At 47.7% G+C, this 20,042-nt stretch carries 24 protein-coding genes; 2 read left to right on the top strand and 22 right to left on the bottom strand.

Going from position 1 to position 20,042, the window contains the following annotated elements; translation table 11 throughout:
- The first annotated feature begins 259 nt into the window (after nucleotides 1-259).
- Nucleotides 260-670, top strand: coding sequence for a PcfK-like family protein (locus tag DW862_RS20360; protein WP_005868911.1), 411 nt, complete (start codon nucleotides 260-262; stop codon nucleotides 668-670).
- A gap of 1 nt (nucleotide 671) precedes the next feature.
- Nucleotides 672-1,919, top strand: coding sequence for a PcfJ domain-containing protein (locus tag DW862_RS20355; RefSeq protein WP_005868910.1), 1,248 nt, complete (start codon nucleotides 672-674; stop codon nucleotides 1,917-1,919).
- A gap of 99 nt (nucleotides 1,920-2,018) precedes the next feature.
- Here the strand turns inward: DW862_RS20355 and DW862_RS20350 are convergent, their stop codons facing one another.
- From DW862_RS20350 to DW862_RS20245, 22 genes are all read right to left on the bottom strand, one after another.
- Entirely contained in the window at nucleotides 2,019-2,504 is a 486-nt protein-coding gene (locus DW862_RS20350) for a hypothetical protein (protein ID WP_005868909.1), read from the bottom strand.
- Nucleotides 2,505-2,557: 53 nt separating this feature from the next.
- Nucleotides 2,558-3,583, bottom strand: a complete 1,026-nt coding sequence (locus DW862_RS20345) for a toprim domain-containing protein (protein WP_005868908.1) — start codon at nucleotides 3,581-3,583, stop codon at nucleotides 2,558-2,560.
- A gap of 135 nt (nucleotides 3,584-3,718) precedes the next feature.
- Nucleotides 3,719-4,138, bottom strand: a complete 420-nt coding sequence (locus DW862_RS20340) for a hypothetical protein (protein WP_005868906.1) — start codon at nucleotides 4,136-4,138, stop codon at nucleotides 3,719-3,721.
- 22 nt (nucleotides 4,139-4,160) lie between these two features.
- Nucleotides 4,161-6,107, bottom strand: a complete 1,947-nt coding sequence (locus tag DW862_RS20335; RefSeq protein ID WP_005868904.1) for a type IV secretory system conjugative DNA transfer family protein — start codon at nucleotides 6,105-6,107, stop codon at nucleotides 4,161-4,163.
- Nucleotides 6,108-6,118: 11 nt separating this feature from the next.
- Nucleotides 6,119-6,502 carry a single-stranded DNA-binding protein gene (locus tag DW862_RS20330; protein ID WP_007564694.1) on the bottom strand — a complete coding sequence of 128 codons (384 nt, stop codon included), beginning with the start codon at nucleotides 6,500-6,502 and terminating at the stop codon, nucleotides 6,119-6,121.
- Nucleotides 6,480-7,673 (bottom strand): ArdC family protein, encoded by a 1,194-nt coding sequence (locus DW862_RS20325; RefSeq protein WP_049703625.1) that lies wholly within the window; start codon nucleotides 7,671-7,673, stop codon nucleotides 6,480-6,482. The genes DW862_RS20330 and DW862_RS20325 overlap by 23 nt, the downstream gene beginning before the upstream one ends.
- Nucleotides 7,674-7,676: 3 nt before the next feature.
- Complete coding sequence (locus DW862_RS20320; RefSeq protein WP_005868897.1) at nucleotides 7,677-7,862, bottom strand: hypothetical protein; 186 nt, start codon at nucleotides 7,860-7,862, stop codon at nucleotides 7,677-7,679.
- A gap of 18 nt (nucleotides 7,863-7,880) precedes the next feature.
- Nucleotides 7,881-9,353, bottom strand: a complete 1,473-nt coding sequence (locus tag DW862_RS20315) for a DUF3945 domain-containing protein (protein WP_049703626.1) — start codon at nucleotides 9,351-9,353, stop codon at nucleotides 7,881-7,883.
- Nucleotides 9,350-10,462: a DUF4138 domain-containing protein gene (locus tag DW862_RS20310; protein ID WP_005868893.1), complete on the bottom strand. Its 1,113-nt coding sequence runs from the start codon at nucleotides 10,460-10,462 to the stop codon at nucleotides 9,350-9,352. The genes DW862_RS20315 and DW862_RS20310 overlap by 4 nt, the downstream gene beginning before the upstream one ends.
- 12 nt (nucleotides 10,463-10,474) lie before the next feature.
- Nucleotides 10,475-10,660: a hypothetical protein gene (locus DW862_RS20305; protein WP_007564699.1), complete on the bottom strand. Its 186-nt coding sequence runs from the start codon at nucleotides 10,658-10,660 to the stop codon at nucleotides 10,475-10,477.
- Nucleotides 10,657-11,940, bottom strand: a complete 1,284-nt coding sequence (gene traM / locus DW862_RS20300) for a conjugative transposon protein TraM (protein ID WP_005868892.1) — start codon at nucleotides 11,938-11,940, stop codon at nucleotides 10,657-10,659. The genes DW862_RS20305 and traM overlap by 4 nt, the downstream gene beginning before the upstream one ends.
- Complete coding sequence (locus tag DW862_RS20295) at nucleotides 11,927-12,625, bottom strand: hypothetical protein (protein WP_005868891.1); 699 nt, start codon at nucleotides 12,623-12,625, stop codon at nucleotides 11,927-11,929. Before DW862_RS20295 ends, traM begins: the two co-directional genes overlap by 14 nt.
- A gap of 4 nt (nucleotides 12,626-12,629) precedes the next feature.
- Nucleotides 12,630-13,685 carry a hypothetical protein gene (locus tag DW862_RS20290; protein WP_005868890.1) on the bottom strand — a complete coding sequence of 352 codons (1,056 nt, stop codon included), beginning with the start codon at nucleotides 13,683-13,685 and terminating at the stop codon, nucleotides 12,630-12,632.
- 6 nt (nucleotides 13,686-13,691) lie between these two features.
- Nucleotides 13,692-14,288 carry a hypothetical protein gene (locus DW862_RS20285; protein ID WP_005868889.1) on the bottom strand — a complete coding sequence of 199 codons (597 nt, stop codon included), beginning with the start codon at nucleotides 14,286-14,288 and terminating at the stop codon, nucleotides 13,692-13,694.
- A 5-nt stretch (nucleotides 14,289-14,293) separates the two neighbouring features.
- Nucleotides 14,294-14,515 carry a hypothetical protein gene (locus DW862_RS20280; protein WP_005868888.1) on the bottom strand — a complete coding sequence of 74 codons (222 nt, stop codon included), beginning with the start codon at nucleotides 14,513-14,515 and terminating at the stop codon, nucleotides 14,294-14,296.
- A complete protein-coding gene (locus DW862_RS20275; protein WP_005868887.1) occupies nucleotides 14,508-17,114 on the bottom strand; it encodes a TraG family conjugative transposon ATPase in 2,607 nt (868 codons plus the stop codon). The genes DW862_RS20280 and DW862_RS20275 overlap by 8 nt, the downstream gene beginning before the upstream one ends.
- The gene (locus DW862_RS20270) at nucleotides 17,111-17,422 is read right to left on the bottom strand and encodes a hypothetical protein (RefSeq protein WP_005868885.1); all 312 of its coding nucleotides are present in this window, start codon (nucleotides 17,420-17,422) and stop codon (nucleotides 17,111-17,113) included. Before DW862_RS20270 ends, DW862_RS20275 begins: the two co-directional genes overlap by 4 nt.
- A gap of 12 nt (nucleotides 17,423-17,434) precedes the next feature.
- On the bottom strand, nucleotides 17,435-17,779 hold the full coding sequence (locus tag DW862_RS20265; RefSeq protein WP_005868883.1) for a hypothetical protein: 345 nt from the start codon (nucleotides 17,777-17,779) through the stop codon (nucleotides 17,435-17,437).
- 18 nt (nucleotides 17,780-17,797) lie between these two features.
- Nucleotides 17,798-18,142, bottom strand: coding sequence for a hypothetical protein (locus DW862_RS20260; protein WP_005868881.1), 345 nt, complete (start codon nucleotides 18,140-18,142; stop codon nucleotides 17,798-17,800).
- Nucleotides 18,139-18,351 carry a hypothetical protein gene (locus DW862_RS20255; RefSeq protein ID WP_005868879.1) on the bottom strand — a complete coding sequence of 71 codons (213 nt, stop codon included), beginning with the start codon at nucleotides 18,349-18,351 and terminating at the stop codon, nucleotides 18,139-18,141. The genes DW862_RS20260 and DW862_RS20255 overlap by 4 nt, the downstream gene beginning before the upstream one ends.
- 18 nt (nucleotides 18,352-18,369) lie before the next feature.
- Nucleotides 18,370-18,948 (bottom strand): conjugal transfer protein TraO, encoded by a 579-nt coding sequence (locus DW862_RS20250; RefSeq protein ID WP_005868877.1) that lies wholly within the window; start codon nucleotides 18,946-18,948, stop codon nucleotides 18,370-18,372.
- 309 nt (nucleotides 18,949-19,257) lie between these two features.
- On the bottom strand, nucleotides 19,258-19,851 hold the full coding sequence (locus DW862_RS20245) for a Crp/Fnr family transcriptional regulator (RefSeq protein WP_005868875.1): 594 nt from the start codon (nucleotides 19,849-19,851) through the stop codon (nucleotides 19,258-19,260).
- Between the last annotated feature and the right edge of the window lie 191 nt (nucleotides 19,852-20,042).

Genomic DNA, 20,042 nt, shown 5'->3' with positions numbered 1-20,042 from the left:
TTTAAAAAAAGGTCTTTAAATCTAGCTGAAGCATAAAATTAGAAGTTTAACAAACTAAGTAGCAGAAGTATATGCAAATCATTCAATTTGTTTTTTCGGTCATCATCGCTCTTTGTGCAGTGGCTATGTTTGTCGGAGCGGTAATAACGCCAAGTCCGATAAAGGTTGTGTCGGTTACGTTGTTGGCTCTTATTTGCCTATTCTCCTTGTTTCTCGTGAAATTGGCTTATTGTGAAATGAAATCTAAAAATGATATACTATGAAAGTGTCAGAACAATTTAAAAGTACCATCAAGGCATACCTTGATAATATGGCAGCGGTGGATAGTCTGTTTGCTCCAGTCTATCAAAAACCTACAAAGAATATAGATAATTGCATTACCTATATTTTAAACCAAGTGAAGAAAAGCGGTTGCTGTGGTTTTAGTGATGATGAAATTTTTGGTATGGCGTTGCACTATTATCAGGAAGATAATATTGAGGTGGGTAGCCCATTGAAATGTAATGTAGTCGTAAATCATCATGTTGAATTGTCAGAGGAAGAAAAGAAAGCGGCTCGTGAGGCTGCTATCAAAAAATTGCAGGAGGAAGAATTGGCAAAGTTGAAGAAGCGTCAACAAGCTAAACGTGAGAACAACACCGAAGTACAAACCCAGTTAACTCTTTTTTGATATGAAACCCAAGACAAAATTACAAATGGAAATCGTGAATGGGAGCAGGAAGTTAGCTCCCGTTTCAGAGGCTCAAAAGCGTTATGCCTATAAACATTGCTTTGTGCATTATTTCAAGCGTGATGCAAAGGGGAATTGCTTTTGTTTGGATTGTGGGCATACATGGCGGGATAAGGAAGATAAGAAAAACTGTAAATGTCCTCATTGCGGTATGAACCTGAAATTGGAGAATAGCAGGAAAAGGACGGCTGTATATAAAGAATATTTTTGTGTGATTACTACATACAAGCAATATCAAGTTATCCGTTTTTTTATGGTGGACTGCCGGCTGAAAAAAGGGTCTCCGGCTAATTACTTTATAATTGAGGCGGTACAGTGTTGGATGAATAAAGAGGGCAAGACAGAAACGCTGTCTTTGCTGCGGGGCATGTCTATATTTTATTACGATGCATGGATATATGGAAGTTCTTTGGAATTGCGTAAGCGGAATGTGCATCATGACCGTATTTATGATATTTGCCCGGCAGTTATCTATCCGAGAATGAAAGTGATACCCGAACTTACGAGGAATGGATTTAAGGGTGCCTTTTATGATATTTGTCCGAGTTCCTTCTTTATGACATTATTAACTGATAATCGGATGGAGATATTATATAAGGCAGGGCAAATGAATTTGTTCTTGAGATTTTTAGAGAGAAAATACGGTATAGATAAGTATTGGACGTATGTAAAAATCTGTTTAAGACATGACTATGTGATACATGATGCGGACTTGTGGCTGGACTATGTGGATATGCTGATAGAAAATAAATTGGATGCGAGAAATCCTCATTATTTGTGTCCGTTGAATGTAGAAGAAGCGCATGATTGGGTGATGGGGAAATGTAAGAAAAAATATTCTGAAAAGGATGAAAAAGACTATATTGCTGCCAAATCACGTTTCTTTAATCTTTCGTTTGCGGATGGAAATATTATGGTTCGGGTATTGGAAAGCCTTTCGGACTTTTACAAAGAGGGAAAGTTGCTGCATCATTGTGTATTCAGCAACGCCTATTATAAGAGAGAAGATTCGTTGATAATGTCGGCAACGGTGGATGGAAGGCGCATGGAAACGGTGGAGTTTTCACTTAGCAGGATGGAGGTGTGCCAGTGTCGTGGAAAGTCTAACCAATTATCAGCCTATCATGACCGGATTCTGAATTTGGTACGGGATAATATACCGTTGATAAGGGAAAGGATGGTAGTGTAATGAATAGCCCACACATCTAAATGTGTGGGAGTTCTTTTTTGGAAGACGCCCAAAAAAGAACCCCAAAAAACGTTGTCGCTACACATCGTTACGCTCGGATTATTTGCTTGTCGGCTTTAGTTTGCCGATACATTTTTCCATGTCGGGGGACAATAGGAAAGAAGCCGTCTTTTTCTGCTGCACCCCTGAGTGTGGCTGGACGATGGCATACCTGCATTTTAATATCTTGCCGATAACTTCCGTACTGTCACGGTGCAGGTACATGGCTTTCATGGCATCCGTTGCTTTCAGGCTTTTTTCGGCTTCCATATAGGCGGAAAAGGACGGTTTGAATAAGGCACGGGGACTTTCCGCTTTCTGTATGACAGCGGATAATTGTGCGCTTTTGTTGTTCAGGTAGCACAGGCTGTCCGATACGGTGACGTCTTCTGTTTCCAACACTTCCAGTAGTTCGAACTTTAAATCCGTCCAGGTGCCGTGAGAATCTGTCTGAACCCATTCCGCAATGGCCTTCTCATAGCCGGGTTTGCTGCATGAGGAAAAGGCAATGAGCAGCATACAAAAAAATAAATGCTTGATATTCATATTGATCTGATTTTATAGGTTGTCGTATTATGTGATGGAGCAAATCTATGAGGTTACTGGCCGTCCTCCGTGGAGGAACAGATGCCACACGAGATTTTCAGATCATCGTTCCAATCCTTGTTTTCCGAAAGTTCGACGTTCTTCAGTTTCCGTACCTTGTTGCGGAGTTCATCGTTACTCAGGCTCTCGACATCAGTCGTATCGCCATGAAAGTAACGATGCAGCCATAGAGTGTACTTGTGCCCTTGTTTGTCGTTGTCAAAGATGCTCCGGAGCTCCTTTACCTGGTTCTTGTCAAGAATCAGGCGTAATAGCCTCATTTGTCCTTCCGTGAATGTCCCTTCCGTAGATACATATACAAGATTGAGGTCGTTTCCGGAATGGCGTAATTGATAGTGGGAGATACAGTCTATAAATGACTCCCCAATGTAGAGAATGTCTATCGGGCGGCTTTTGTCATGGTTGCTGGTCGCCAGACAGTCGAACTTGCCACCGATAATCCCTTTGAATGTTTCATTTCGTTGAGAAATGGCTTGCACACCGTTTTCATTGTACATCTTGATGCACACGTTGCGGTAAACACTCCCTTTGTTCTTTACCTCACGGATAAAGAAAGTGTCTTTGAAGAACCGGCTTTCAATGCTTTCTTTCAGGATACCTCTTTTCTGGAGATAATTGCCCTTGTAGGGTTGTAGCTGGCTCAAGTAGAATTGAAGTTCGTCCGCTCTCATGCTTGTGTTACCTACTTCATACCGGCTTTTTTCGGGTGTCGTGATGCGGTTGGTGTTGATGTAGTTCTGAAGGATCTCCCCCACCTCGCGCAAGGACGGCATTTTTCCGGTTGTTTCAAATAGATGTTCCTGCATCAGATCCATGATACTGCGGCCACGCACGCTGTCACTATGCACGTCCCAATAGGTGTATTGGTTCTGCGAGTTCCGCTTGATGACGATGGTATGCGTTCCGTTGCTCATTTTGGGACAGGAGTTGGAAGAGCCTTCCACGATTTTCCATCCTAGTTCCAGCAGGAAATCGGGCAGAGAAATGGTTGTTTTTATCTGATTGAAATCGACTTTCATAACGTTGACTGGATTAGTTGAATCTCATTTTATCTGAGCTTAGATTATAAATGAGAAAGATTATCTTTCATAAAGATAAGAAATATCATCTAAATATGGAAGAGAAAGTATATGTTTTTTGATTCGTCTGCATTTTTATTTCAAGGTACTGTAAACCAAATCAACAGTAGTGTCTATACCGGGAACGGCCTCCAACTGTTTGCTCTGGTTGAATACGCTTTCCCCGTCTTTTTTTATCTGCATGGTGATGATAGCACTCTCTTTTGAATAGAGAATGCCTTGCACGGTAATTTGGCTGACAGGCTTTTCCGTGCTGTATTCCGCTTTATCGGTGAAACTCTCATCTACGGAAGCTGCGGAGGTACCGGTGCGTTCGTTCCTGAATCTCACGCCGTCAAGATTATATATATGCACACTGCCTTTGGGTGAGGAACCGGTTACGGCTACGGTGATGTGATACATGCCGGCTTTGTCTGTTTCCGATTGGATTTCCTCTTTGTTGCATGAAGCGGCCAATAAGCAGGCTGCCGCTAATAATGAATGAATTTTTCTCATGGTAGGATTCTTTTGTTGAATGTTATCGGATGATTTTTTGTTCTGTCTTGTGTGTCCCGGTTGGCGGAACTGCTGACTTTTCTTTTAATTTGTCCTCTATCTTTTTGAGGATGGCGTTGACATCTTCAATGATTTTGATGTAGTTCTGCTGGATAATCTCTTCCAGGATTTCCAGTTCCATCTCTTCTTTGCCGTTGCCCAGTTTGACCGGTAAGGAGAAACGGGGTATCTCCTTCTCTTCAAAACGGCACATATCCATCTGCACGCTGAAGAATGGCGGCTTGCCTCCGGCAATCTTGCCAATGAAGTGTCCGGCTGCTTGTCCGGCAATGTCCCTTGCCTTTAAGACTTTTTCTTTTTGCAGGCTCTCCGTGACACTGTTATTGCCACCGGCTTGGTGTGAATAAGATTCTTGCGCTTCTTTCTTCTCCCCAAGCAAGTTCTCGATGTCTTTGGCGGTCTTCTCATTTCCGGTCATACCGTAAGCCTGCGTTCCGCAGGAGGCTTTCAGGATGTTGGCACTTTTCTCTCCATAGTCCCTGACCGCTTGGTTGAAGTCCTGAACGGCGAGAATGGTAGCGACATTGTGCTTCCGGGCGGTTCCGATGAAAGTGTCAATGCCTTGCAACAGGATGGTCGGAAATTCATCTACCATGAATATGCTGGTCGCTTTGCCGGGATTGTTCATCTGTGACATCAAGACGCTGCCGATGCAGGAAATAGCAGGGGAAACGGCTTCCTTGATGGTGGGCGCATTGCCTACGCATAACAGCGTTGGGTGTTCCTTGTTGGTTATATCCAAAGAGAACTCTTCTTCGGGAAGTGGCGACAACACCCAGAAGATGTATTTGTTGTTCAGGAGTACCAACGGAGTCTGTGCGGATGATACGGCTCCGGCTGTCTGCTGTTGTGCACCCAGTTTCCAGGCGGTCAGCATGGAGGACATGTTCAATGCGATTTCAGGATCTTCCGACAGCCAGTGGAATACTAGGTTGCTGTCAGAAAGGGCAAGGGCTATCACATGGGGCAGCGTACAGATACCAAGCTTCCTTTCCTTGAAACATTTATAGGCGATTGAATAGACGTAGTTGATGGCATTGTTGGCCCAAAAGTCGGTCTTTTCCTTCCAGCTTGCTTCCAGATTCTTCATCAGTGTCATGATGATATTGCGGATGAATAGCGATTCGTTTCCCTTTGACATGTATTGCGGAGAAAGTACGTTCACCCTGACCGTGCGTGACATATCCACAAAGTTGATATAGGCGAAACGGGGTGTTTCCATCCCCTTGTTCCGGAAATGTTCGATGCTTCCGTATGCGATACGTGAGAGGATGGGTGACTTGTCCTTGGTGGGATCACCCTCCCAATCGTACACGAATCCGGCATAGTTGCGCTCGGCGCACTGGTAGATGATTCCCTTGATCCAGCTCTCTGATTTACCGCTTCCCGGACCGCCGTCGATATAGACATTCTGCTGCGGCTTATGGATGACCAGCGGCCCGGAGGCGGTTTCAAAGCGGAAGTAGAAAGCCGATTCTTCCCGGCTTAACCCGAAAATGCTATCATCGGATTGGGCATGACGCCGGATGAAATAAGGCAGAGTCTTGATGACAAGCAGCGTGTACGCTACGAATAGAATGGGAAATACAAATAGGTTATACCACGCTGATAACCGGCTGAATCCGACAACCAGCATGGATGCCGTAACCAGTGTCATACTGGTGTAAACCCATTTCTTGTTTTCGTCTTTCACTTTGCCAACCGGAAAGAGAAAAGCGAGGCCTCCGATCAGGATAACGTAGAGAAACCGGAATAGGATATCCTTCTCCATCAGCCTTTCCCACATGGCCGGATTACGTAGTGGAGCGTATAATCCCGTAACGATAGCCCACTGAAACAGTACGGCTGTCCCGATGAGCGTGGATAGCAGGATCAGGATGAATGACAGGTCTTTCTTCTCTCTTTCCATGGCCGTTGCTGTTATTGGGGTTGTCCGGATGCCGTTCCGTCACCGCTCTCTTTTTTCTCTGCCTTTCCCAGTAACTCAATGCGTGAGACGGTCAGGCTGACGGATGGGATGTGGCTACCGTCATCCTTCTGGAATACATCGGCATACACATCGCCGCAGACATATACCTGTGTCCCTTTTTTCAGATACTCAAAGACTTTACTCTCGTAATTCACGAAACAGCATACCCATAGGGTCTGTTCCTCGTTGTTCACGTTCTTGTACTTGGTGGATACATGGAAGTTGAATCCTTTTCCGTTCTTGTTCTGCCGGGCATCCGCACCGACATAACCGATAATTTGTCCTGTAAACATAATGATGGTTTTTAAAAGTTTATAATCCGAGCTGTGGCTCATTCATATTTTTCATGGCTGGCTCCGCTTCCATGGAAGGCAGCGAAATGCCGAAAGTGCTGTGTAGCGTTTCAAGGTTGTCGGCTGTAGGATGGTTTGCCGCAACACTTTCCAATAACCGTGATGAAGGGGTAAAACCTTCGTTTTTCATCTGCTCCAATACCGGACGGTTGTCTTGCAGGACGGCCTGCGTGAACCGTTCCTCCGGTGTGAGGTACTGTTCCATCCGTGCGGTATGTTCCTGAATCATATTGCTGGCTTTTCCTACATCGGCAAGGATGTTGTAGATGAATTTGGGATCTTCTTTCAAGGCTCCCAGCCAGTTTTTTAGATACATGGCATTTTCTTCCCGGATATGGGTGGATATTCCCAGGCTTTGCCCGACGGTAGCGGAGGTGAGTTCGGCAACCAGTTCCTCTTTGGCATATTGCTTGTCTCCGAAAATCACGCCTTTTTCCCGGTTCAGATGCTCAGGTTCTCCAGTCGAGTGCGCTATCTCATGCAGTAGTGTGGAGTAGAAATTCTCTCCGTCCTTAAACTGCCCCTTCAGGGGTACGACGATATGGTTATCTTCTCCCCTTGCATGGTAAGCACTATTTCCTTCCTTGGAATAAATGGGGCAGATCCATTGCTGTTCCCGTACCATCGCATCAATCAGAGGCACGGTGAGCATCCCTTGCTCGTCCTTGATGGCCGGTATCTTGAATTGCTCCTTCAATGCTTCCCATTTCTCCGGTTTCGTTTCCTGAAGATTGGTCTGCTGTACGTTGAACACATTGTATGTCTTCAGAAACGGCGTGACCTTATATTCCTGCTGCTCGTTTTTATCCAGGTTCTTATATACGTCGAAAGGTATTTTCTTTCCGTTCTTGTCTCTTACTGAGAAATTCCAGTAAATGACTGGGAATGACTTTTCTCCTTTCAGTATGTTAAGGCCGTTGTCTTTGGCTTGCATGAAGGTCATATAGACCGGCAGGCTGTACTGCTCTTTTTCCGAAAGTAGAAACAACATGAAAGAATTTACTCCGTTGTAGGTTCTTCCCTCGATATTTTGCGGAAGTCCCCCACCCTTTATCCCGAACCAAGGCTTTTGCCAGTTGTCTTCCACCTGCTTTATCTTTTCGATCATCAGTTCGGCGAAACGCTGTAATGCTTTATCACTTGCTGTATCCATGATTTATTGGTATAGATTTCTGTTCTCGTAATCAAGCAGCCATTCTCTGGCCGTTTGGTTGTTTGTCTCTTGCTGCTTGGCAGCCATCTCTTCTTGATAGGCTTGTGCAAGCTCTTCCTGTGCAAGTAGAAACTCTAAGTCACTGATTTCTCCTGCAATGTTTTTCTGTACTAATTCATCGTAATCCATAATTCCTGATTTTTTAGGTTATAAGTCATTGAAAGCCCGGTTGATGGTGCTGGCTATCGGACGGGCCATTTCCTTGCTGTTGTCGGGTTTGGGTGTGCTGGCCAGTTTGACATCTCCCAGTGTCTTTGTGCTGCCTTCCATCCCGAAAATCTTTTGTACGGCTATCAGTGTGTTGGCTTGCACACCCGTTTCACGCATCCGGGTAAGGTCTTCTTGAGTGAGCCGGTACCCTTCTTTCTGTATCTCTTGGATGACATGAAAGTTGTCGGTCTGTGCGGCATCCAACAGACGTGTGGCCTGCCTTTCATGTTCGCCCTGTTCTTCCGGCTTGGTGCCGAACAGCTGGATGACTTCATGGGTTTGCCTTTCATCCAGACCGTGTTCCTTACCGATTCCTTTGATAAACTCTTCACTGGGTTTATATCCTTCCTCTTTGAGCTTCCCGATTTTTTCAAAGTCATGTTTGCCCACCGCTTCCTTAAACTCGGCTTCCATATTGCGCCCCTCTTCGTGTTTTTGCTCTTTTGCAGCTTCTATGTTGGCCGCATGGGCTTCCAGTTTGGGGGTCATGGCCTTGATCAGCTCTTGTGCCTTGCCGGGAGTGATACTCTGTATGTTCTGTATCATGACTCCTTTCCTGTCATCCGTCAGTTGGATGTCGGCAATGAAGTAGCCTTCCGGACTGTGCAGCAGCTTGTTCTCCAGTGCATGGCCGTTGGCGAGCAGGTATTTGTCGGCTTTGGTTAACTTGTAGCCGCCATATTCGCTGGTCTGCCCGATGATGTCGGGAATCTTGATTTCCTGGTTGGTGCGCAGGATGACGGAGTTCAGATCCCGGTCAACTTGCAGCAGGATGTCCTTCTTATTTACGGTGATGGGTACGATGTCACCGGCAAGCAGCTGTTCTTTCTCTTTCTTGCCCAACTTCTTTCCCAGCACCTTGTCCGGGATAACCAACGCCTCTTTGCGGTAGAATACGGAGATTCCGTCATCGTTGAAACGGAGCTTCCCCGGTTTGCCGTGTATCTCCATCAAATCAGACATGACACCCTTTTCCAGCTTGGTGCCTTTCCCGTCGAGGATGTTCCCTTGCTTGTAGGCGTATTCATAGAGCGACTGTCCGGTGTAGCATACCTTCAGGCGATGGTCGATGACGGTAAAGCCGTCCTTGTCATGTCCCTTCAGGTTCTCCCACCGCTTGATGCTGATGCCATCCTTCTCCAGCTCGGCGACATATTTAGGATCATTGGCACGTTCCTTGTCAAAAAGGGCGGATACACGTTCTTTTGATTGGTCACGAAGGCTTTCATCGTACTTTGCTCCGGCTTTTTCCCTGATTTCGCTTACGCTCATGCTCAGCTCTTCCCCGTCTTTGCGGAACCGGAAATATCCGTCCCGGTATTCGGTCTGATAGCCCAGTGATTCGGCGATGCCGCCGAACTGTCCCACGTTGTCGAACATATAGGTGTCTAATGCTTCTCTCAGTTTCATGGCTGTGGCTTGTATAAGGGTTCTGCGGAAAGGATGTATTCGTTCAACACGGCCAGCTTGATGTGCCGCCCGCCGTTTCGCTCGTAAATCTCGATCTCGAATACCTTATCATCGGGTATCGTGAATTTGTCGAAACCAAGTATCAGCCGGTTCCGGCTCTTGCCCTTGATTTTCGTATCAAAATCTTTCTGATAGATAGGTTCGATGGTCGTTTCTTGCTGGATGGCGTTCTTGCTCTTCTTTTGGTCACGCTGGAAACATTTGACAAACTCGATGTCGTAGTCGATGTATGATTTGTTTTTCAGGTCAAAGATGAAAAACATGAAGTCCTCATGCACATACAGATTGGCCATTGACAACTCAAACTTGTTCTCGATGACCCCCAGGCTGTAGATGTTGCGCTTCTTGGTGCGCAGCTCTTGGATGCATCTTTCCATTTCCTCGCTGTTCACATCCACATGGGCGGTATATTTGCGCTGGTCATCAAAATTGTAGGTGAATACGGAGGTATTGCCCCGTTTGATGGTGATGTGGTAAGTGTTCATGGCCTTATCCACCACAAACAGGTTGGAATATGCCACGGCATCTTTGGCGGTTGATACTTTCAACTGGTTGTTGTAGGCGGCCAGAGTGAAGGACACCTCGTTGCCGGGCGTTCCGTAAGCGATGTCCTCCGGAAAGAAGAACTCGGCCAGATGGAGGTCGCTGACTTCTGCCTGATAGTCATGGTGCTGCCATTTCCCGTTGTCCTCGTAAATGTTCGGGTACGAATCCGTGCCGCCTTCGGGAAGGTAGCGGATGTGATAGGTGTAAACGCTTCCGTCGATGCAGACTACGGTCAGGTTGGTCTCTTCGGTGAATCCTTCCGCTTGCGCCGAGAGCCTGACGATATGGGGCGCCTCTTCTACCCGGCTGGCCATGACAAGCTCCTGTTCGCCGATGGCGATATCAGATACTTGCACAGGAAATACCAGGTGTTTCACACAGTCGAAAGAGATAAAGATGTCTTTTTGGCTGATGGCTTGTTTCCGGGGAGTGCCGTTTTCCTGAGCGAAGAGCGGCAGACTGCACACAAAGCAGTAAAACAGTAGATAAATATATTTCTTCATGTTGTCGATATGTTAAACGGTTCTTGAAAAAAAGGCGGTGAATACGGTAATGCCCCATAGAAGAAGCAGGGTAATGCCGAAAGAAACGGTCAGCGGACGGATTTCTTTAAAGGCTCGTCCGTTCCGGCGTGATACGTAGATCCGATAGCCGAAAAAGACCGCTGACAGCGCAAGCAGGTAATTGAGAATGTCTATCATAATTTGTCTATCAATGTTTGAAGGGGATGATTTTTCTTGTTCGTTTTCTCTTGTTCCATTTGCTCATAGAGCTTCTGTAACTCCGCTTGCACGGCTTGCCTACGCAACTTCGATTCCTGACTCTCTTCTTGGATATACATTTCGTAGTTGGACTTGAGATGTACCTTCACTTGTGAGAGGCTCATGTTCAAGATTTGCTTGGCTACCTGGGTGGTGGCGTTGACTACGCTGGTCACTTCGCTGGCCATCGTGCCGATGGAAGAGAGCGGCATGTCAATGTTCTGTACAAGACCTTGTTCCATACGCTTGGCTGCACTGGCTTTCAGGTTATTGGGCAGGTTCAAACCTTCCATGGCATCATTGTCGAAGACAACCACCGATACGGGATTGAGGTTGTCTCCTACCTTCAGGTTGCTGACTACCACATCGAGGCGGTTGGCTCCCAAAGTGGCGATACCGTAAAACAGCGTGTTGGCCGGTATCTTCATGCCGGATAGGGTTACGTCCTGAAGCAACCGCATCCGTACCGTACTGCCCGTGACTACGGTCTGGTCGCCGTGGATGCAAGCCCTGAAGAGGTTGCTGTTTCCCGGTGCGGAGGTCGGTTGGCGGCGTACCCGCTTGCCGTTTTCGGCATGGTAGATCGGGCCTTTTTGCATCAGGCTGTCGGCGGATGGATGGCCGGAAGGGTTGGCAGCGGCTTTCTCCGTTTTTCCCTCTTGGTCATAATTGACAATCCGTTCATACATGCGCTTGCGGTATTTGTCGGATTCTTCCAGTTCCTTGCGGATGCGTGAGTTCTTCTTGGCTTCCCGGATAATCTCGTTGAGCGCCTGCTCGTCCTCCAGTCCGTCCAGTTGGCTTTCCAGCTGATGAGAGAAGCGTCCGTTCCGGCCACCTCCGTATTCTGCCATGACTTCGCTGTACGGATCGTTCTGCATACGGCGGATGCGCTCCAGTGTGGCACGGTCATACCGCTCCTGCTGGTTTTGCAGCTCGAAGTAAAAATCAGATCCTTTGACCTGAGACTCTTTCAGGATGCGTGCCTTCTCCTGCTCTTCCAGTTTGTCCTGCTTATAGGCTTCCATCTTGTCGTTCACCTTGTCGGCCATTTCCGACTGTGGTTCCAAAAAGGCTTGCGAGGCGGCCTGTCTGTCACTCCCTGACGGCACGTTCCCGTCCTCACGGATGAAGAATACATAAAGGAAGAGGATGCCCAGGATTACCGGGATGGCCATCAACAGCTTGTTCTTGTCTTTGATAAGTTTATTCGGTTCCATGGTCGGTTGGTTTAGAGGTTTCTGACTGGTTTTCATTCTTGCCCGGAGAAGCTGCCTGCGATGTGTTGGTGCCGTTGCTTTCCACGGGTTCGGAATAGCGGACAATCCAATCTTCTATCTTGGCTCCGTGCGCATTTTCCTCGCTGCGGGACAGCATATCATAGATGGTGAACTCCGCTTCGATATTACGTGAGATGCTTCCCCGTGCCCGGTACCCGGTCTGCGTGAAGATTATCTTTCCGGAAACGGGTATCGTTTGTGTGTTAATCTCTACATCCTTGATGCGTACCCCGTAACGGATATTCTTTTGTATGAGTGAGTTCAGCATATTCACATCGTTGTACTCGTTCAACAGCTCCTTCCCCTTGTTGCCTATGAGGTTGAGCGCAAGCGAAATGTTCTTCTCGTAGCTGCTCTCGTCAAAGGCATACCAGTGGGTTACGAAGGTCTTTACATGGTTCATGTATTCGTATTGCCGCATATCGCTGGCAGACAGGCTGCTTGCCTCATAGACTTCTCCCTGCCTGTCGATGACGAGAGCCTGGCCGTATGCTTTTTCTATTTTGTTGATAAGGAAGATGATACTGCTGGCAAAAGCGATAGTCAGAATGATGCAGTACCCGGCTGAAAGCCGGATAGTCAGCTTGACCGCATCATCTGCTCCTTTGAATTTCATCAGATTCATAGTTCTATTTTTTATTGTTGTCGTTTATGAAACTTGCCCCGATAGAGGCGGCACCGCCTACGTTGGTCAGCTTGCCGCCTGCCGCTGCGCCTCCCATCAGGGCGATGGTGGCCGCCGTGGTGACGATTGACACGGTTTTCGAAATGATTTTCCCGGCATCGCTGTGTCCTACGATTTTGGAGGATAGCCAGAAACAGCTGCAATAAGCACCAATCAGGGCGAGATCCATTCCTAAATATTGTATCTGCTGCGTAGCTGCGTCCACCATGTCGGCACTTTCCGTATAGATGGCCTTGAAGGTCTGCCATATGATTTGGTTCAGAATATTGATGACGGTGAATACCATACAGGCGGAGCAGAGCGTACCGAACCAGATACTCAACTGTTTCTGAAAGACCGGCAACATGCTTACGGCAAAGACAAACGGGCCGAGAATGACCAGTAGCTTGACAATGACCACGCCGATACCCAAGATGACTACTTGTATGATTCCTACCAATAGGGCGGAAATGCCATGAAGCACAAGGGTGGCGAGGTTGGCGGGGTTGAGCAGCTGCACAATCTTCTCCACGCTGGAGCGTACACCGGTCATTTCGTCCTCTTCCATCTTTTTATCCAGTTCGTGCTGCATGGCGCCGGTGCTGTCTTCTCCGGCTGCTACCTCCGACTGGAGGCTGTGTTTGTCGTATTCGGCAATCATCTCTCCTTGTTCGATGGCTGATTGTGCCATGAACTGGGCAAATTCCTGCGCACGCTCGGAGGTCAGCGAGGTGGCTTCGTTGATTACTTCCATCGTGCCTACGATGGTTTGGGCGATGGGGGTGTATATGCTTAGGCAGAAGAACAGTACCAGGCAACGGGCGATTTCCATCATGTCGGGAAATTTGTCCTCATTCGGGCTTAACAGCTGGCTGGCTCCGTGATAGAGATAGTTGTATGCTAGGTTGCAGATAAAGCAGATGACACCAACACCGAAGGCGATGACTGTCATTTGCGAAACGAGTTCCATCGTCAGACCGTCCGTGATCTGAAGTCCCCAGAGAAAATTATCTTGATTCATAACGCTTTAATTGGTGTGTCGTGTGAAAGCGGCCAACCGTCCCTGGTAATAGGTCTTCCGGTTATGCCCCTTCATGGATTTGTAAATGACCGTGGAACGCACGGATTCGTTAAACTCACGCATCTCTTCGGCGGCTTTTTCCACCGATTCCTTCACCTGCTCGATAAAGGACATGCGCCCTTCCGAGTTCATCGAGAAGTAACTGGTCACGGTGGCCACCTTGAACAGCAGGTCGGTACTCAGGCTCAGATTGACGGTCACACGCTGAAAGTTGAGAAATTTCAGGCAGTGGTAATTCGATCCTACGTTCAGGTAAAAGCTGTAGTCGCTGCTCAGGCAGGCTACGTCGTCCAGCAGGTCGGCAAGCTCTTTCAATGATTTGAGTTCCTTCAACTGGTCGATCTTTTGCAGGCCGAGCCGCAGTTCCTGGGCATCGATCATTTCATTGATTTGTGTAACCCATTTCTTGACATTGGCGATCCATTCCGTTGAGTTCAGCAGGGTGTGGCCGGGATCATGCACGACGAACTGGGCATGAACACTGCCGGTTCCCATCAGCCCTATCGAGGCGGCAAGTCCGAGTATGAGAATGATTCTTTTCATGACGGTTATTTGTTGGTGATGAATAATAGGGTGAATATGACACATACCAGCCAGGCTGTCAGATAGCTCTTGGCATTTTCCTTTTTCGTGGCGAGTGCCCATACCACGAAAATGAGCGCAACGCCCAAAAGTGCGGCGGCAATGCTTCCGGCAAGATTGTATGCGCTGCCGTTGAAGTCGGTTGACCAGCCTAGAAGGGCGGTCAGCCCTTGGGTGGCGTCATCCATACTTTTTCCTCCTTTCCTCCAGATAGCGGTTGATGGCCGTATAGGTCGAGCCGCTTTCGTTGAACAACTGCTTCAGTCGTACTACTGTCGCCTGGCGCGAATCGAAGGCTACGGCGGCGAAGTCGGACACCTCGTTGCGGAAGATGAAGGCATCGTTCGACATCTTGATGAAAAACTCTCTCCAGCGTTCCGTGCGCTGCAACGACTCGATCATATAGGCCTCTTCGTCCGTGATGGAAAGCACGGCTTTCACTTCCGGCAGGTTCTGCCGGTGTTCTGAATGGTCGAGGATAATCTTGGTCGCGCAGTTGATGATGATGGAGTCCTTGATACTGGACGGCATGTTTTTCAAAAACAGGATGTTCTGTGCGGCCAGCGTGATGCTTCCCTCCTTTTTACGGAAGGTTCGGTACAGGTAGGCGATGAAGTCTCCGAATTTCTCGTCTTGCAGGAAGTCGAGTGCTTCGTCGATGATTAGCTCTTTGGCAAACCCCTGGCGTTTCTTGATTTTATCCACGATCATTTGCAGGGTGATGATGGCAACGAGTGGAAAGTACTCTTTCTTAGAGGCATCTTCCATATCGAAGGCTATCAGCCGGTCATGCACGATATCCACGTTCTCGGTAGCGTTCAGCAGGAATGACAGCTCTCCGTCCGTATAGGGTTCCAGTAAAAGCAACAGCTCCTCTATCTCGAATTTCTGTTTCTCAAACTCGGTCATCCGTTTGCTGAACACTTCCTTCAGATAAGCCCGGTAAGTTATCAGCGTCGGGAAGATACGCTCATGCTTCTCTCCTATTGAAGAATTGTTCACATAGTCGTAAAATCCGATGACGGATTTCCTGAGAATGGCGTTTTCGGCAGGCAGCATGGGTTCACGTACCTTCCAAATGTAGCTGATAATGGCGACGATGGTCTTTATCTGGTCATCGGCAGACTCGGCATCCGTGGTGTCGATGTACAGGTATTTGCCGTTCTTGTCACGGTCACACAAGAAGGGGTTGAACGCAAATTTCTTCTGCTCGGTAGAGTCGAAGTATTTGCCCCGGTTCAAGGCTATCATCGAGCGGTAAGAGCCGCCGATGTCAATGATCATCACATCCCGGCCCAGCTCATAGCTTTGCAGGATGTAATTGTTCAGCCAGAAAGATTTACCGGAACCGGACGGGCCGATAACGATGCGGTTCTTGTTGTTCAGCGCCGGATAATCCCAGAGGTTTATCTTGGCGGGAGTACCGAAACGGTCATGGTAGATATGCCCTTTCTCGTCCGAAAGGTACATCCCCTCTTTTTGCAGATAGCAGATGGCCTGCTTGGTCGTGTTGACGAAGCCCCGGTAATTGGCCCTGGCATTGCCGGGTATGTTGCAGAAGAACAGGTTGCACAGCTCGGCGTTCTCCACATAGCACGAACTTTGGTTCATAAAGCTGAAGCCTTGCTGTACCAGTGCGGTTTTCCGCATGAGCGAGGTGCGGTCTGTATCGTTCAGCACGACATTGAAGGCGGTATAGGCGGTCTGGTAGTCGAACTGGGTAATCTCATCGCAGAAGGCTGCCTGCTCGCGTTGCTTCTCTGCCGCCGGAGGGTAGAAGTTGGTGATGTAGTTCAGCGCGTCTTTCTCCGCACCGATGGCCGTTACGGTGGCATCTGGATCGGTTATCTCTATCACGATGTTTACGATGTGGTTGAACGGCAGGCCAAGTCCTACGGGGTACAGCATCGAGCATTTGCTCCGTATGCTGTCCGGTATCTCTATGTTTCCCCCGTATGCCTTCGACTTGCCGGTGTGCGGCACGGCCAGTTCCTGAAGATGCTCGCCTTCGTTGGTCAGCGAAAGGATGGAAACGTGCTGCTGCCCTATTTTCATGCTTCCGCTTTCACTGACAGCCATAGGGTTGACGCTCTTCTGCGTGGCATCGTTTTCCGGTGTCTCGTAAGAGAGGTTGACGTAGTCGTAGATGGCGTTGTTCAGTTCCGTATCATCCATCTTGCGTATCTCAAACTGCTGGATGGACGACAAACCGTTCTCAAAGTTCATCAGAAAGGCTTCCATTTCTGTCAGCCGTTGCTGATATTCCTTATAAGGTTGCTTGAACGGGTAGTGCAGCTTTCGCATCAGCGAGGTGCCCGATGCGCTTTTGCGTATCTTACCGTTTCGGCTGCCGTTCGTGAACGTCACATACAGGTTGGTGTAACTGTTCAGTATCTCCTTGCCGTTGAAATGACGGTTGTTCTCCGCTATCAGGGCATTGGAAGAGTATTCTGCATGATGGTATCGCCCCGTATAGTAGAAATTCTGCTGATGGATGACCGTGCCTGCCGGAAGCAGCTTCAAAAGAGCCTCCAACCGCTCATGGATGTATTGCGCCTCGCTTTCCGACAAGGTGAACACTTCGGGCAGAAGCAGCCGGTAGCCGACGGTGATGTCACCGTTCCCGTTGATGACGGCGTTCTCCGTGATGGTCTGGATAGGCAAGACACTTTCCAGATCCACGGATTTGTCCTTCACCTCTATCTCTGTCTGCCGGATATACAGCAGAGCAATCAGCAGGCACAGCGCACAGATTAGCAGGGATATGAGTATGATGATTCCTATCATGGTTGCTGTTTTAGGATGAATTTGAAAATCTGCCGTTTGTCCGTTATCTGCCGGGGGGTGGCGTTCTTGATCCGGAGGCCGGTCAGGTAGTCCGGGTTACCGGCCTTGTGTTCCTTTTTCAAGGTTTGGAACAGCAGACCGGATAGAAACAGAATGGCGGAAATGATTCCGATGATGAGTATCGGGTGCAGCTGCTTGAATATGCTCACGATGATGATGATGGCCGTCAGCAGCATGAAGATGGCGAACTGTCCCGATGACAGACCGAAGAACTTGATCGGCTTGTTGATTTTACGCATGGTTCTCATGGCTCTTCGTTTTTAGATAATCAGGAAGGCTACCATGATGACTACCACGGCGATGATCCAGCCGAGCAGGTATTCCTTGGCATGGGGATTGTTCGTGGCAAGCGAATAGATGACAAAGACCAGAGCGATGCCGAGTACCGCCGCCAAAATGTATTTGGCTACGTCCAGAATGGTGTCCGCACCCTCTTTGGCTTTGTCTGTCACTTCGGATAGGCTGTTAATCTTCAGGCCGCTTTGTGCCTCCGCCACTTGTGCCGTTCCCAACAGCGTGAAGAATATGAGAAAGGTGAAGATAACCTTTCCATAGCGGTTAATGACTTGGTTCGCTTTTTCTCTTACATTTTCGATTGCTTTCATTTTGTTCCTATTTTTTAATTAAACATGAATCGTTTTCAGTCTCTCCCATTGCACATCCTTATACTTGATGGATATGGGCTCTTCTTTCGGCTGTTCCGGCAGTGGTTTGCCTGAGTAGTAGTAGGCTCTTCCATGCAGGTACATATCGGCTATCTCGGCAGCCAATTCCTCTTCTTCCAGCTCAGGCTGAAATACCACGCAGATGACCGGACAGGCTCTCTCCTGCCCTTCCTTGCGCACCGCCTCCCTTATCGGCTTCTCTTTCTCCTTTCCGGAAGAAAGTGCTTTCTTCTTTTTCCGAAAGTAAAAGTGAAGCGTGACACAGGCGAGTATGGCAACCAGTATCAAATCCACTACGTTCATAAGAGTTGCCAGATAATGAGCCAAGTGACCAATGCCGTGATATAGGTGATGATGGCCTCTTTGGTGCGCTCGTGGTTGCTTATCAGCTTTTTAAGTACCGCTAGTCCGGCACATAGAAAGCCTACCCCTATCAGCATGGCGCCTATTTCACGGTATAAGGAGATCAGGCCGGATACATTTGTATCGGCTAACAATATGATAATAAGCATGGTGATATGATTTGTCGGTTAGTAGAGCAGTATCTTTATTCCTACGTTCCAGACAGTGTTCCACTTGTCAATGGATAGGGGATTCCAATGTTGTTGTATGCGGGCAAGCAATGCCGTTCGGGGCAGGATGAATACTTCCAGTTCCGTTTCCAGTTTCGGGCCGATGATGAAGTTGTATTCCTTATCGGGGTGGCGGACGTATTCTGTACCGATGAATCCTCCCAGGCCGATGCCCCAGTAAACGGATTTCAGGTTGCAGGCCAGGGTTCTGTAATAACCGCCGTCCACAAAAAAGTCCTTACCCTTGTCATGTATCGTTTCGGGAATCGTTTCTTCCGGGTTCAAGGTAGAGACTTGCGGTAGGTTGGCTGTATATTCGTAAGGTTTCTCAAAATAGCTAAACCCGGCTTTCCAATAGCTTGTCCGGTTGATGTATCTGGAAAAGGACAGGTTGTAATAGTTGCCTGCATTGCCGAACAGGTTAGTGCCGTAGTTCAATTCAAGTGCCGGGATGTTCTCATAATGGCGTTGCGCAAAAGCGCTTACGGTGCATAACAGCAGGCTAAGGCTGATAGCAGTCAGTCTGATGTGTTCCATGGGAATTACTCTTTAGGTTATTAATGTTATATATTTTTCTATTTGTCTCATACGGTGTTTCCAATTTACGCGGATTCCTGTCGGCAGAACCGAATCAAGGTGCTTATCGCGTTGTTTTCGCTCCAAACATATAGATTATATACGGGAGGACAAATTTTATGAAGGGCTTTTAAAGGGCCTTTCGTGTTTATTTAATGTGCATTAAAAAATACATGTGCCGTAAACCGGCAGGTGTGGAATAATTCTACAGAAAAAAGCCGGATAGGATTAGTTGTGTAAAACTGTCCTGCCCGGCTTATAGGGTTTGGTTTATATGCGCTTTCGGATGTTGCTCAATGCTTGTGGCGTGATGCCGATATAACTTGCTATGTCTTTTAAGGGTATTGAACGTAACAGCCATTTTTCATTGGCCAAAAGCGCTTTGTAACGCGCTTCGGCATCCAGTGTGTAAAACTCCTCTTCCCTTATTATTTTGCGGTTGATGGATCTTACCAAATGTATTCTGGCCAGCTTGTTGAAATTGATGGATAACTCATATAGCTGATGAAGATCTTTTTTGGGCAATCTCCAGATCTTGCATGGCTCCAATGCCTTGATATTGTAGTGGGCATGGTGTTCTTCATGTGAAAGGAAAAAATTGATGAACTCTTTGGCTTGGATAAACCGTGCTGAAATCTCTCTATTCTCTTTGTCCGGAAACCATAACCGGACGATGCCGGATTCCAGATAATAGAGGTAGCATACTTCCTCGCCCCTGGTGACGAGGTGTTCTCCCTTTTTGATATGGATAAGCTCGAAATGAGCATCAAGATACGCCTTTTCTTCGTCTGTCATCCGCACGTGAAGATGGGCGCCCATTACCATGAGCGTCTCATCTATCAGGGTGGCAATTGTTTGAACCATTGAATTTGTTTTATGTTTATATAAGGGTACGGAAACGTACCCTCTAACATGGACGTGGCGTTCCAACAACAAAGGCACGCCCCGTACCAGTTTCATACTGGTACAGGCATGCGCCTGTTGTTGTTAATTCCTTAACGATAGATGCCACTCTTTTGTTAGACAGACGGACGTATGTAAAAAGCGGGCTGCCA

Origin of the sequence: Bacteroides sp. AM37-9 (assembly GCF_003603455.1) — a bacterium.
In the GTDB taxonomy this organism is placed as follows: domain Bacteria; phylum Bacteroidota; class Bacteroidia; order Bacteroidales; family Bacteroidaceae; genus Bacteroides; species Bacteroides xylanisolvens.
The sequence above is the reverse complement of the archived record's forward strand: the minus strand, read 5'-3'. Positions and strand labels throughout refer to the sequence as shown.